A 14,936-nucleotide genomic window follows, 5' to 3' on the forward strand; every position below is an offset into this window, starting at 1 on the left:
TGCGAGCCGGATGGAGGCGTTCCCGAAGCTGCGGCACTCGGGCCGGCGATATCGGGCGGAGGATGAGGCGGCGACCTGGAGCCTGCCCGCGGCGCTGGCCCACCTGGCCACCTACTGCGTGAGGCGAGACGTGGACGAGGGGGGGGGCATCTCGCTGTGCAGCCGGAGCCGCTACGTGGGCTCGCGGCTGAAGAAGAAGCGGGTCTTCGTGTCGCTGGACCCATACGATATCGCCTGGCTGGTTCACGACAAGGACGGGGTCTGCTACCGCCGGCTGGAGGCCGACGAGCTGACCACGGAGCGGATCACCGGCCTGGATGTCAGCAACCATCGGCACCGCCCCGGCCCCCGGTCGCGACGGCGGAAAACAACCGTGGCCGATTTGCCGGCAAACAACTGTGGCGCGTGACACACCACGGCCACCCGGAGACACTCCTTGCCTGCCAGGATGTTCACGATCCGCCTTCGCGATGCGAGACGAGACGAGACGAGACGAGCCTTCGTTGAACGGTATTGAGCCTAACCCCGGATAATGCTTGGTCATCGACTCTGCACGATTGACCTTGCCGATCTCCGCTTGCTTCGTACACGTCGCGGTTGGACACTTCCCGCCACTCACCGGCACCCGGATACCCGATCCGGTCATCGAACCGACTCTCGACCGCGGAGCGGGTTCGATACCTTCTCAACGCCAATCTCCGTTGAGGACGAACGCGGCCCAGAGTCCAAGGTGAGGTCGATCAGTCTTGCGATCTTGTCCATGAGCTGTCGTCTCGGGGGAGGGGACGGCCTCGCTGAGCGACCCGCGGTGAGCATCGTACCGGTGGAGCATCGCGATCTGGGCCTGTCGCAGGGCCTCCAATCTTCCCAGCTTCTTGTGCCATAGATTTCGGTAGAACTCGACCATCAGGGCCCTGGTTGCAACGTCGTCGACCTTCCAGAGGCTGGCAACCGTGGTGCGGACACCCGCGAGATGGAAGGCTCTCTGGAGACCGAACACGCCTTCGCCCCCGCCGACATCACCGAGCCCGGTCTCGCAGGCGGAGAGAACCACGAGATCCGTCGCCCGAAGGTTGAGGGAGGCGACCTCCTCCGCCGTGAGAATGCCATCGGCGGCGGCCGGTAGGCCGGAGGCGTCCAGTTCGAGCGGCTGATTGGCCCCCGCGCAAACGAGTCCCGAGAGGAGCAACGGGTTGCGACCGGCGGCTTCCCCGAGAGCCGACAGCTCTACTCGCGGTTTTCGCGTCGCTTGCGACATGAGCAGCTCCACGTCGGCCGGATCGAGGGCCGGTGTCGGATCGAGTACCGAGCGGACCTTGGCACCAGTGAAGAACCCGTGAGTGGCCAGATGGGCGAAGCGAGAGAGTGCAATTTCCCGGCCGAGTGCGGGCTCGCTCGCGGCGCTACTTCTTAAGAGGGTGACCGCGTCCGCGGCAGGGGCTTCAGCCGCGATCCGCTCGACCTCAACAGTCGTTCCCGGGAGATAGGTCCATCGGTTCTGACTGACACCGACGACACGCGACTGGGCGAGCACGGGCTCGACGGGCTCGCCTTCTGCCGGGACGTCATAAGCCGCCCCGCCCATCAGGACGACCCGCCCAGCGTCCGGTCCCTTCGAGCCAAGAACGGCGAGGATCTGCTGCCCGCTGGTCGCGGTCGCGATCGCGATGTCCTCGATGAGGTAGCGGCCCGGGGACCGCCCCGACAAGGCCGGCCAGGGAAGCCGGGTCAGGGAGCCGTCAGGGATGATGACCACCGTTCGGGCGCCGGCGAGATGCGGTTCAAGGGAGGTCCAGAGCTTTTCCCGAAGGCGGCTCCTGGCGGCCTCCGGGCTTGACTCGTCATCGGGCCCTCGTTCGACCTCCACCGGAACCGCACCTCGGTTCCCAGCCTGGATCCAGGACCGCCAGGTTGCGATGTCCCGGTCGATCGGCGATGCGGGCCCGAGTTCCACACGTGCCAGGCAATATCCCGGCGCCCGGGTTTCGTTCCGGAGCACGAAGGCCGCGAAGCGCGGAGCTGGCTGATTGCCCGGGGCGGCGGATTTCGGGTCCGACCAGTCGAGATATCTCACGAAGTCGACGACGGCCACCCCCTCGGATAACGCGTGGGCGAGATCCGTGAAGCGCGACCGCAACCTGGCGGTCTCCTTCCGGTAGCCCTCACAGTTCCGGGCGAGCTCGCGTTCGAGGCGCTCCTTCGTCTCGGTCAGGCTTTCGAGCAGGGCTTTGCGCTCGGCCGGATTCTGACGAATCGACTCTGGGTAGAGTGTCAGAGCCGAGAGCTGAGATCGCGTGGCGCGAAGCCGGTCGAGCTGGGCGGCTGCGGTCGGGTTGGCTTCAATCAGAGACTTGCGCTCGGCCAGGGCCCGGGACACCATGGCGCGTGTCGACCAGACGACGTGGTATGCGGTCTCCGCATCCGACCCGGTCAGGCGAAGGGCCGTCAGAGCGGGATCACGTTCGGTCAGGGTGGCCACGAAGGCCAGGGCTTCGGCCTCCGAGAGCGTCGGTACGATGTCTTCCGCCATCGACCGCTTGATCCGCAAGGATTCCTCGAGCGGCTTCATGGCCTCGGCGGGACGTCCCGCCATCACCAGGACAATCCCCAGGCGCCGGAGCGTGTCGGCGTACTGCGGGCTCTGCGAACCGTGGACGTCCCGGTAGATGGCCGCTGCGCCCGTGAGCTGCTTGATCGACTCCTCGAACTCCCCGTTGCGGGCCCGGGCGATGCCGAGACTCACGCGGCAAAGAGCCGTTTCGGGATGGACGGCCCCGAACGACTTCACCCGACCTTCCAGCGATTGCTCGAACTGGCGGATCGCCCCGGGAATGTCGCCACGCTTGCGGGCGATGACACCGAGACTGTTCACGGCCACGTGGTTGTTGGGAGCGAACTCGATGACCTCGCGGAAGAGGCGTTCGGCTGACGTGTCGTCTCCCTCGACGAGCGCGATCGTCCCGAGATTGATCCGAGTGCTGACGTCCTTGTAACTGCCGGAGTCATTCGGCTTGCCGAAACGTCGCCGTGCCTCCGAGAAGTCGCCCATCTCGATCAGGACCGTCGAGAGGTTCTGTGCCGCCGCGCGGCCAAGATCGCTTCGCGTGATATCGCCGGCCGGGATCGCACGGAGAACCGTCTCGAAGAAACGACGGGCGGTGACCAGATCGCCCTGCGCACGGAGGATGACGCCGAGATCGTTGAGTGACGAATCGGCGTCCCTGGGGCGGTCCTTGCGCCCGCGACTCCTCAACTGCATCGCTTCCTCAACGCAGACGCGTGCCTCAGGGTAGCGACCGCTGCGGTAATGGACAGTGCCCAACGTGTTGATGGCAGAGGCGAGCTCAGGGTGAGCCGACCCGAGGGCCTCACGGTCCGCTGCCACACACGTCTCGAGCAGCTCGCGAGCCTCGGCCGTCAATCCTTCGTGGTAGAGTATGATCCCCAGTTGGAACCGGGCAGCGGCCAGTTGAGGGTGTCGTTCGCCCAGACGCGTCTGGAGAATGCGACAGGCGAGACGGGAGAGTTTCTCAGCACTCGCCAGAGCGTCACGCTTCTTCTGCTGAGTTGGCGGAAACGGCTCGAATGGCGTGATCATCGCGAGGTGGACAAGCAGGACACCTCTGTTGTTGGCGATGATGGCCGTGGCAGGATGTTCAGGCCCAAAGGCCCGTGTGCATTTCTCAACCGCCGGCAGCCTATGGATTTGATTGCGGTTCGCTGCAAGCCACGAGAGGATGGTCCAGGGGTTGTCCTCGCCGAGCAGAGTCGTGAGGATCTCGGTGCTTTTCTGCGCAAGGCTAATAGGTTGAGGGGTGCCCGAAATGACGAAGCTGCTGGATTCGGGAGAGTTTGCCATGCGTCGGAGGACGCGTGCTCGACCGAGTTCGAACGCGTTCGGATCTTCGAGCAGGGAGATGGGAGCAGCCTGGGGCCAGGCCAACGTTGAAGGCGTCATGGGAACGGGGATGACCGCGACGAAGGTGAGTATCGGGGCCGGAGACCTCGACATCGCCGCAAGTTGATAGTCGGCAGAATCGGGAGCCGCATCGTGGGCTCCGGATTCGATCATGGCGGCGGCTTCGAAGAGGGATCGGCGGAACTCCGACTCCGACTCCGACTTGCCGTAGGCGAGTCGCTCCGCTTCGCCGAGGTTCCGAAGTGCCTGCCATGTCCCGGGGTCGTGACGCCCCAGGCACTCAGCTCTTGCAAGGTAGGCGTTTCTCGCCTCGGCCGCGGCATCCCGATATCGACCGCTGAGCAATAACGCAACGCCCAGATTGTTCCGCGTGGACGCCGAGCGGGGATGATGTGCACCGAGCGCCTCCTCACAGAGAGAGGATGCCTCGCTGAACGAAGCAAGAGCCCTGGCACCGTCGTGCTGAGCTGCCTGGGCCAGTCCAATCCCCGTGAGCGCATCGACCACTTCCAGTGGGGCGTTCAGGCCCGATGAGCGAGCCAGAGCGACGGCCTTGCCGGCCTCGGTGGCGGCATCCGAGAACTTTCCCTCCCGAAGGTGGACTCGTGCCTGGAGTCCGGCGTCTCGCGCCTGGACCAATCGCCGAGAGCTGTCGTGGTTGACCCCTGCGAGACCTCGGGCGTCCTGAGAGGCAACCCGGGCGCTCCGGGCAAGCCAGTGGTTCGGCCCGAGACGCGCTACCATGCGGGCGGACAGGTCAGCGAGGCTGGCGTTCGCATCGGCCTGCGTGGGGTTGCGTACGACGCGGTCCAGCAACGCGGTGATGAGGCGATCGATGCCGGTCAACGCCACGTGTGTTCGAGGGTGAGCGGGACCGCAGCGCGTAAGCACAGTCGTCAGCGAAGCCTCCGCCTCGGGGGCGACCTCCGTGTAGGCTCCGGCGAGCAGGGCCGCCTCGGCAACCAGAAGGTGCATCCGGGAATAAACCCCGGGCCAGGTCGCTTCGAGGCCCTCGGCTTCAAGGGCCCGCAACAGTCTCCGGGCCCGATCGAGTCCGTCGGCAGGACGTCCTGCCCGGACCAGGCCGGACGCCTCGAAGGACGCCTCGGAGGCATCGCGCAGCGCCTTCGCACCGGCCGCATTGATCGCACTTGCATTCGCACTGCGAAGTTCAAAGCGTGCGATGGAGACCTGGCCATAGGCCACGATGGCTGTGATCTCGGTCGGGCCGTCGGTGAGCTCACCCGGCAGGTATGCGTCGATCCAGCGTTCGCCGCGAGACTCCACGAGGAGCCGTCCGTGCTCCCAGCTCACGCTCCAGTTGCCTTCCAGGGTGCGACCAGGCAAGGTGACGAAATGTCGTGAAATGCCGAACGCTTCCTTGTCGGCCTTCTGCTGGACCGCTAATTGATCGTGTGTACCCTCGCCGTTTCCCGACCAGGTCACCAGGATCGGGAGGCGATTCGGGATGACCAGTTTCACCGTCAACGCACAATCCAACCTGGTCGAACTCGTCGCCACGGGAGTCGTGCCTTGAGCGGGTGGCGGAATTTCGGGAATCGACCACGTGAGCTCGAACCGACCCGATGGGGCGCCGTTGGACGCGACTGTGAACTGGCCCTTAGGGTGGACCAAAAGGCGGCCAGATTTCCAGGTCACCGGGCCCTGGAGTCGGTGCTGCGGACGGCGGTCGGCCTGAAAGTCGTCGCTCACGAGAACAGGTAGCTCGGGCCTTGCCTCGGCCGGGACTTGACTCGATGCCTGGGCGGCCGCCGTCCTCGTCAACGAGCCCACGGCAAAACCGAGCGCAAGCATGCCGGTGCCGATGCGTGCCCAGGTCGATCGGGAAGCTCTCATGGCGAGGTATCTCTTTCCCGTTGGAGATGCTCTGTCGAGAACTTGCGAGCCTGGAATGACGCCCTATCAGATGATTCAATACTCATTTGATATTGTCAGCGAGACGGGCCGGCGTGGGGTGGGCGGGCGGACCGGGTCATTTCTTCCGCCTCACTTCCAGAACGAATTCCGCCGTACCCCAATCCGTGACCTCGGCCACCAGCGGATCGGCACCTCGAAGCTGCGCGGGGGGTGGGCCCTGATTCGGAGGCGGGTCGGGGTCTTCTCCCAGCACCGCCGCGCCGAGCAGTCGGGCCAGCCCGTGGTTCGGGCCGCCGCGCCCCCTGGCCACTCCTCGCCGTACCTCGTCACCCCCACGCTCGCCTTGACGCTGAAACACCAGGGCGTTGAGGTTCGCGTCCTCCATGGTGCCGAACGCCTTGTACCGGTCGACCTCGCTGTCCTTGTCCGTAGACATTTTCGTCCTGAAGAGGTACTGCCTCAGAGAGACCCATGGAGCGTTCTCGGCCGCCGGGGCTGCCTCGAACTTGGGCACTTCGCCGAAATAGGGGAAGGCGGCCGTGATCTCCCGGGTCGGGGTCATGTCCAGCACGGTGATGAACGCCGGACGGCGTTCGGAGAGGTTCCTCACCTCCAGCATGACGAAGTCGCCCTCGGTCACGGTAATCCGCCTGCCCTCCGGCTTGATGTCCTCACGGACCTTGAGCTTGGTCAGATCAACCTTGTGCGCGGCGGTGAACTGCACGTCCACGGCGACGAGTCGCAGGTCGACGTTGATCAGGCTGTCGGGGCCACCGTTGTTGAGTCTGGAGAGATATTTCCATTTCCAGGCCCCGAACAACTCCTCGCGGATTCGTTTCGGGGTTTCGGGCGATTTCGTGCTGAACTTCTGGAGACCGCCGTCTTTGCGCTCGACAACGATGTTGTTCAGCGGATCCGTCTCGTCGGGGTGAACGAACACCTCGTAGGTCTCTTTGGTCACATCCTTGGACGAGACAACCTTGAGCTTCTGGATCTCCCTGGCGATCGGACCGTCGATGCCCTCGAGCCAGAGCAGCAGCACGCAATCGCCGAAGCCGTGGCTGGTCTCGACGGCGCGTGCCGACTTGAATTCCCTGGCCGGGGGCCACTTGACCCGGTCACCTTCGAGTCGAGCGACGCTGCTTGTCGTCTTGACGTCCGAGACCACGGCCTCGGCGAACTGGTTCTCCTTATCCTTGACGTCCTCGCCGCGAGGGAAGATCGCGTACCGCGAGGCCGCGGTCACCCCCTGCAATCTGCCTGCGGGGAGCGTGACCACGCCCTGAGTCTCGTCGAAGTCCTCGACCAGAAGGTAAGGGTCGGCCGGGACCGCAGTGCCGGAGAAGAGCAGGCTGCTGTCCTCCCCCTCCTTGGTGGGATCCTGACCGGGTATGTCACCCGTCAACTCAGAACTGACCTGCTCGAACAGGTCGCGGTACGTCGTCCGCGCTGTCGCCTTGTCCAGCGCACGGACGAAGTAGTAGCTGAACGCTCCCATCGGGATCGCGTTCTCGTCCCGCTTTTCCTTGGCGACCTGGTCGCTCCGGGTCGCCGTGAGCAAGACGTAGCCGCTCGCGACCGCCTCGCCGGCGTCGAGCAAGCCGCTGCTGTCGTCTGCCGTACCTCGAGCACGCGTCTGGGCCGACGGAACAGGTCTGGGACCGTCGAGCGGTTTGCCTTCGTATTCCTCGATCCAGCCGCGCCCACGGTTTGGCAAACGCCCCGAGCCTTGAGGGAGGTTGCCGCCTCGCGTCGCCGACCCCGAGAAGCAACAGTCGAACGTCAGGGTGATATTCCCGAGCACTTTCCTGGCTCCGGGCGGGGTCATCCGTGCTTTCAGTTCCGCGAGCAGTTGCCCGATGGTGTCGTCACGGAGGTTGGAACGGGCGTTGTCAAGCGCCGACTGGCTCACGTAGTCCGCTGTGACAAGTGACTCGTCCTGCCCGTCGATCTCATCGCCGTTGTCATCGGGAATCTGCTGCCCATGGCCCGAGTAGTGGAAGTAGACGATGTCACCGGGACGAGCCTTGTCGACGAGATGGCTTCGGAACGCATCGATGATCCCCTGTCGGGTCGCCTGACCATCGGTCAGTACGAGCACGTCGGCGGGCACAAACTTAAATCGGTCGCGGAGAACCAGATTGATCCGCTCGACGTCATTCCTGGTATTGAGATTCCACCAGTCCGGGGGCTGCTGGCTCTTGTTCTTCGGCGGGTAGCGCTCAGGACGCTCGTACCTGCTGATGCCGACGAGGAGAGCGAGCTTACGGGCTCCTGCTTGCGGTTCTGCAAGCGCCTGTGGGGCAAGCCCAGCGTACAGCAGCGTGCCAGCCAATCCGACGGCGGCCCAGAAAGGTGACCTGGCGTGAGTCATGGTTGGTTCCTCTCAAGGAGGTTCCGCGAGCGGCGAAGGGTGCGGCCGAGCAGGCGGACGTCGTGGGACGGACGCACAACGATTCTCGGAAACGGCGAATCGGCTTCCCCTTGGGATCGTGACGTCACACCATTCAGGTTGGACTCAGATCGTGAACGGCTTCTGCATCCAGAACGCGATGTTCGGCTCGCCGATCGGATAGAAGTTCGGACATTGCGTCATGGGCATCCTGCTGACGATCGCGGAGTGAAAGGAACGGTAATTCGGCCTCTGGATTCGGTTGAACTTGCCGTCGTTCCAGACCTCCTTGAGCCTCGACGTGAACAGGCCGTTGCGATGCAAGTCGGCGGAGAGCTGGTTGTCCTGACAGCCGGAGAGCAGGAGCACCGACGCTTCGATACCCTGGTCATCCATCTCCCTGCTGCCGACGGTGTCCGAGACTCCATTCAGGACGGTTCTTTGCTGCTGGTACGCGGCCATGGCGACTTCGCTGGGCAGGTAGCGAAACACAACCTCCTTGAGGATTTTCTCCTTGTCGTCATCGCCACGGCCCGCTCCCGCTCGCTGGACCGCCGCGACGAAGGCATCGTCGGCGCCCCGAGCCACCGAGCCGCTGTGGCAACTGTCTGAGATCATGAGGATTCGCGTACCTCTGGGGAATCTGGTCCAGAGGCGGCCGAGCTCGTCATCGAGGAGCATCCGATCGTAGAGACACCAGGTTTCATCCAGGCCGTCTGGCTCGTCACTATTACGGTCCGGAACCTGGCAACCATGCCCGGCGTACTGGATCAGGAAGATACCCCCGGGGCTCTGCCTGAGTTCCCTGGCGGCGTCCTCAATCCCGCTGATCACCGCCGATGCGGTGGCCGCCTCATCGAGCAAGGGACTCTTGCACTCGAAGCCCTGGAGGCGGGCGATATCGAAGACGTCCCTGGCGTCGTTGACGGCTCCGCGCAGCGGCGGCGCACCCGGATACGCGGTCGGGCTGAGTCGGTTCAGTCCGATTGTCATCGCAATCCCGCGAGACTTCTCGGCTCCCACGGCCTCGGAAAACCCGAGACTCCAGGCTATCCCGCTCGCCCCCATGGCCGCCAGACCGGTGCCTCTGAGGAAACTCCTTCGAGCGAATCGCATGGTATTCCCCTTTGTCGGCTTGGGAGCTGGGCACCGAAGGTGCGATTCAGGACATGCTTGACAGGGAGGCCTTGCCTTCTCTGGCCAGGCAAATTGGGCGCGTTTCCAGCCGCAAGGATCCTCCCTGCTTGCATGTCCGGTGTCAAGAACGTTTGCAGAAAATTGCTTTACAAATCAGCACGGCACAATCAGGCCGCTCCCGCCGCCCTTGACGCATGGTGGACACGAATGTGAGTTGGCCAATCGCAAGGCGACGGGGCGAATTCGAGTGCAAGCGCGGTGGGTTCTCCGCCAACGCCCCATCGAACGGCCGATCGACATCCGTGGCGATGACCGTTCCATGGGTGGTCGGAAGGTCCGCCTCAGGCGAGCTATTTCGCCTCGGAGCGTTGTAGGAATTCGATCGCCACGCGTTCGTCCCAGCGAAGATTCTTCGATCGCTGGAAGACGCGAGTGACCCGCTCCATGGCGGCCTTTGCGTTCTCGGCGTGGTCGAGCTGGCGCTCGGCGGCGGCGATGAGAGCCAACCCCCAGAGGCTCGAGTGGTCAGGGCCAACGACGGTTTCGAATGGCTGAACCGACTTGATGACGTCGGCAGCATGGCCACCGCGGAGTGCGGCCCAGTGCTTCACGAATGGAAGCTCCCAGTCTCCCGAGTACCGGCTGTGGGCCCGCTCTGCCAGGGTGGAGAGAATCTTGGGGTCGGGCAACGCGTCTGGAAGAGCGGCCGCGAGGCGGACGTAAAGGCAGAGGAGCCTGGGGTCGTTCTCGGCATTCATCGCAGACAGCAGCTCACGGCAGGCCGTGCGGTAGCCGGACAGGTCGCCCTGTGCCAGGAGCACGAACCCTCGCAAGATCCTCGGCTTCACGGCGCCGGGTTGGAGACGCGCGGCCGTGGAGAATCCTCGGGCGGCGTCTTGCCAGTGGCCCAGCTCGGCCGCCGCGGTCGCCCACCGTGCGTGCAGGTCGGGGTCGTCCGCCCAGGTTCGCGTGAGGCGGTCGAGGTGGAATTTCGCGGCATACCATCGGCCCTCGGATTCACATAGCTCCGCAATTCCGCGATCGAAGCTCTCCGCGATCGACGCATCGGCCTGGGCGTCGGCGGGTGAAGACGCGGCGAGCTCTCGGCACGACGACTCCCATTCAGCGTACGGAGCCTGCGCCGGCTCCTGAAGGTCGTCAAGCTTGAGTCCGGTCCGCGGGGTGAGTATCGCCTCGAGCCGATCGGAGTCCGTGGGCAAGGGAGCGGGCAGGAAACGCCACCGCCGCGCCCTGGGAGGCGGTCGGTTGCCCGAGTCGATACTCATGATGCTCAGGCTGTCGACCGGCTTCACCTCGTAAGTGGTGACGGTGCCGTCGGCGCCCGCCTCGATGCGCTCGATCGGACGAGCGTGGGAGAATTCACGAAGCCAGGGGCGGCCCGTGGCCGCGTCCCACACCCGGAACGAACCTTCAACGCCACTGCCGTAAACACTCAGGCCGTCGGCGGAATATGCGAGCAGGCCGATCGGCTCGGCGGTTGCGATCTCGGGGCCGTCGGCGAGCCCGCTGGCGACATCGATGAACCAGAGCGACCGCCCGTGGGCCACGGCGAGCTGTCGACTGTCGGGGCGGAACGCTGTCAGAAACTGCCCGGCTCCGGATCCTCCCGCCTGAATTCCGAGGGGCCTGCCCGTGAACGTGTCGAACCCCAAACCTCGGCCATCCGGAAGGATCATGATCGAGGCCGCCAACCCCGCGCGGGACGACGAGAACCGGGGCCGGATGGGTATGCCACGAGCCGTGCCGCTCGACACGTCCCAGAGTCGTGCCGAGTTGTCGCCGAATTGGGTGAGGAGCGCCTTGCCGTCGGGGCTGAATTGGCTTCCCACGAGGGAGGTTCGATAGTCCTTCGGATTGGGAGCCGGGTGAGTCAGCGGCGCCCCGCGACGGGCGCCGGTCGTCGCGTCAAAAAGACCGACGGCCATCCGCCCGCGGACCAGGATGGTGGTGCCATCGGGGCTGAAGATCGGGGGATGGAACAGATTGTCGCCGGCCAGTCGGAGCGGCTCGGCGCGGGCACGCCCCGAAGCAACCTCCCAGAGCTGTACGGAGTCGGAGCCCTCGACCGCCAGGAGCGAACCGTCGGGGCTGAAGACCAGGTGGGAAACCGGCCCTTCGTGGTGGAGGGGTCCGTGTACGATCCGACCATCGGCCGCGTCACGAAGCCATGTACTGACGCCGCGGCTCTCCGCGCGAGACCGGCCGCCCGGGCCCGTGACAACGAGCGTGGGGGGCGGCTCCCCGATCGGATCGCCCGAGGGCCGGCCCGTCGCAAGGTCGAACCGGCGGAGCCGACCGTCGAGGGCGAACGCGCGGCGGCCATCGTCCGAGAAGCCGACCGCATGGATCCGGCCGTCCATCCGGAACGGCTCGCCCCGAGGCGCAGCCGTTGCGACGTCCCAGGCCCGGAAGGTTCCCCGTTCGCCGCCCACCAGGACAACTCCTCCTGGACGGTCGACTGCCAGTGCGGAGACCACCTCGGCCTGCGCCAGCGGTCCCGCGACCCGCTTGCCCGTGTCAACCTCCCAGACCCAGACCTGGTTTCCGGCGGCGGTCGCCACGCGTGCTCCTTCGCCGCTGAAGGCCGCGACATCCGCACCGCGCGGATGCGTCAGCCCGTCGTGCATGGCCTGGCCGCGCGCGTCGCGAATCTGGATCCGGTCGCCATCCTTGCCTTCGGCAAGGGCGAACCGGTTGCCCTGCGGGTTGATCGCCCGGAGACGCCCCACACCCTGACCGTAGGATCTGGTGGTTTGGCTCTTCCTGCGCGTCGCGTAGAGCTCCATGTTCTGGGACACGTACGTCCCGACGACTCCTGCGCTGTCGGGCAGGAAGATGACCGCATAGCCCCCCGCATAGCCTTGCTCGTACTCGGCAAGGAGCTTTCCGGTCGACCCCTCGCGGAATTGCAGGAGCGAGTTGGTGATCGCGTTGACCCCGCTCGAGAGCACGACCGTTCCGTCGGGACTGATCGCGTGGGCCGGGTTGCGGAGGTCCGGAAACTCGATCCGCTCTCCGATCGGCTTCAGGGTTTCGGCGTCCCACACGCGGCGATCACGCAGGAACCGCCGGCCGTCGGGCGTGACCGCGAGGACCGTGCCGGCGTCGGGGTTGGCCGGCGCATCGGCTTTGGGAAGTTCACCCCAGAGGGTTCGCACGGTCACACCGAGCGACTCCGGGCGGGCGCGTGGACCCCAGACCCGGGCGGTGCCATCGGCGCTCGCCGTGGCGAACGAGCGGCCGTCGGAGCTGAACGCGACGGCGAGCACGCTGTCGTCGTGCCGCAACGGCTCTCCGATTGTACGGCCGTTGGCCGTGTTCCAGAGCCGGGCCAGGCCGTCCTGGCTGCCGGTCAGGATCATTCGGCCGTCAGGGCTGAACGTCAGGGCAAGGACAGGCTTTGGGTGCTGCAAGAACGGACACACGAGGCGGCCCGTCTCGACGTCGATCAGGTAGACACCCAGGTCGGTCGCCAGGGCGACGGAGCGGTCGTCAGGTGAGATCCTCATCAGGACGACCCGGCTGGGGCCCTGGATCGGTTGACCGAGCGGCCGGCCGTTCGTCGTGTCGAATTTCTGCAGAAGACTCCCCCCCGCGCCTGTCCCTGTTGCGGTCCGGACCACGAGAAACGGGACGCGACCGCCGTGAGAGAAGTCGACCTCGATGTCCCCTCCTTGGCCCCCGGCGAGCGGCCGGACCGGCTTGCCCGTCGTCGAGTCCCAGAGCTGGAAGCCGCGGTAGTACGTGGCCCCGTCCGGCGCGAGCGCCACCAGTCCGGAGAACGGTTGCTGGACGAGAGACTTGCCGTCGGGAAGGCTCCATGAATGGAACCCGGCGCCGACCAGCCCCCCTGCGACCAGCATCCGTCCGTCCGCGGACACGGCGAGCTGGTTGACTCGAGTCAGCGTGGGCATCGGATCACGGAGAAGGCGGGACGTGCTGGCGTCCCATGCCCGCACTACCCGGTCCAGGCCACCGCCGCTGGTGAAGAGGGTTTTCCCGTCGCGAGCGAAGACGAGCGCGAGCACCCGGTCCTTGTGGAGCATCGGCGGGCCGAGCGTGCGGCCCGTCGCGGCGTCCCAGAGGCGGGCGGTCTTGTCGTACCCCGCGGTAGCGATGGTCCGGCTGTCCGGGCTGAACGCCACGAGGTCGACGGGAGCCTGGTGCCGGACGATGATCTCGAGGTGGCCCAGGCGGTCGGCGAGGAGACTCCGGATGCCTTCGCGGGCCGGACCACGCTCGGGCGCCAGCCGGTAGGCCTGGAGTAGGCGGTGGGTGGCCAGCTCGTGGCGGCCGACGGACCATTCCTCCAGACTTCGGTCGACAGCGATCATCGCCTGGCGCTGCCGGCTCCGCTCTCCGGGGGTGAGCCGCTGGGCCGTTTCCCGGAACACGAAGTCGCCGTCTCCGGGGCCGAGCTGGCCCCAGTCGGGAATCTGGCGGCTGTTCAATGCGTTGGCGACCTGGCCCTCGACCCGCGCGGCCACCTGCCGGAAGGTGAAGGCGTGGTCGGACCGGTCGGAGTCGGCACGCTCGCGGAGAACCTTGAGAAGCGCGGTCGTGAACACCGAATGCCGCTCCGCGCCCAGCCCGTCGGCCACCGGCGTGTAGCGGCCGGCTGACATGCCCCAGAAGGCTGGCTGACGGAAGTAATAGCCAAGATTCTCCCCGACCGGCTCCACGCGCCCCGGACCGCGCTGGCCTGCGTCCGAGCGGGCGCCCGGTGTTGCCTGACGCTGCGGCCCTGGCGTGCCGGCCGCCGCCGGGGTGAGATCCCGTGCGGGCGCAGGGGCATTGCGGCGCTCGAAGAGAGAGCCCGAGTAGCAGCTGTCGAGAATCAGGAGCTTGTGACGGCATGGGAGCCGCCCGATGGTGTCGCGGATCCATGTCACCGATAAGCAAGAGCCAGAGAGGTCGTCCGCCCGGGAATCGGCCGCCGCCAGGAAGCCCTCGCGACCTCCAGGATCGATCAGGCCGTGGCCGGCGAAGAAGACGAGCAGGCTGTCGTCCTCCCTGAGACCGCGTCCCGGCAACCACTCCTCGAACGCGGCGCGGAGGTTGTGCAGCGAGGCAGAGGCGTTGTCCAGGTAACGAATGTGGTCGTCGGTGTACGCGAATTCCGCGGCCAGAATTTCCCGGAGCTCGCGCGCGTCGTTCGCGGCGTACAGCAGTGGTTCCAGGCGACTTTCGCCGCCCTGGTAAGTGTCGATACCCACAATGATCGCGTACCGGGCGTGATAGTCTGCGATCTTGTCAGGGCCCTCCGGAAGCACGAGTTCCGCGCCCCTGGACGCTGTCTTCCCCTGGGAGTTCTCAGGAGCCCCGAACTGAGCGCGGCTGGCGCGTGCGCCCAGGAGAACGACCGTCAGTACCAGCGCAATCCACACTCTTCGCGGCATGGCCAGGCTCCGGGGATGTCGGCCTTGGGTGGGCAAGCGGACCAGTTCCACCTGTGCGAATCAGCGTTGGTTCCGCGGCGAATCGCGCACTCTTGCTACTTCGTTCGTGAGGTCGATTTGTGATGAGGGAACCCAGCGAGATGACATCGAGAATCGCAGGCAGGAGCCGATCGAGACCTGCTCAGAGGGC

General features: G+C 65.9%; 5 protein-coding genes. 1 reads left to right on the forward strand and 4 read right to left on the reverse strand.

The window, feature by feature from the left end:
* The coding region (locus G6O54_RS26605; RefSeq protein WP_165230137.1) for a hypothetical protein at positions 1-409 on the forward strand (409 nt) is incomplete at its 5' end.
* 276 nt (positions 410-685) lie between these two features.
* Here G6O54_RS26605 and G6O54_RS26610 read toward each other — a convergent pair.
* The 4 genes from G6O54_RS26610 to G6O54_RS26625 all read right to left on the reverse strand — a co-directional run bounded on the left by G6O54_RS26610 (position 686) and on the right by G6O54_RS26625 (position 14,746).
* Positions 686-5,401 carry a CHAT domain-containing protein gene (locus tag G6O54_RS26610; protein ID WP_250847104.1) on the reverse strand — a complete coding sequence of 1,572 codons (4,716 nt, stop codon included), beginning with the start codon at positions 5,399-5,401 and terminating at the stop codon, positions 686-688.
* Between the two features lie 511 nt (positions 5,402-5,912).
* A complete protein-coding gene (locus G6O54_RS26615) occupies positions 5,913-8,171 on the reverse strand; it encodes a caspase family protein (RefSeq protein ID WP_165230143.1) in 2,259 nt (752 codons plus the stop codon).
* A gap of 144 nt (positions 8,172-8,315) precedes the next feature.
* Complete coding sequence (locus G6O54_RS26620; RefSeq protein WP_165230146.1) at positions 8,316-9,182, reverse strand: caspase family protein; 867 nt, start codon at positions 9,180-9,182, stop codon at positions 8,316-8,318.
* Positions 9,183-9,676: 494 nt separating this feature from the next.
* Positions 9,677-14,746 (reverse strand): caspase family protein, encoded by a 5,070-nt coding sequence (locus G6O54_RS26625; RefSeq protein WP_165230149.1) that lies wholly within the window; start codon positions 14,744-14,746, stop codon positions 9,677-9,679.
* Positions 14,747-14,936 lie beyond the last annotated feature (190 nt).

The sequence above is a fragment of the Aquisphaera insulae genome (assembly GCF_011064615.1).
GTDB classification, from domain to species: Bacteria; Planctomycetota; Planctomycetia; order Isosphaerales; family Isosphaeraceae; genus Aquisphaera; species Aquisphaera insulae.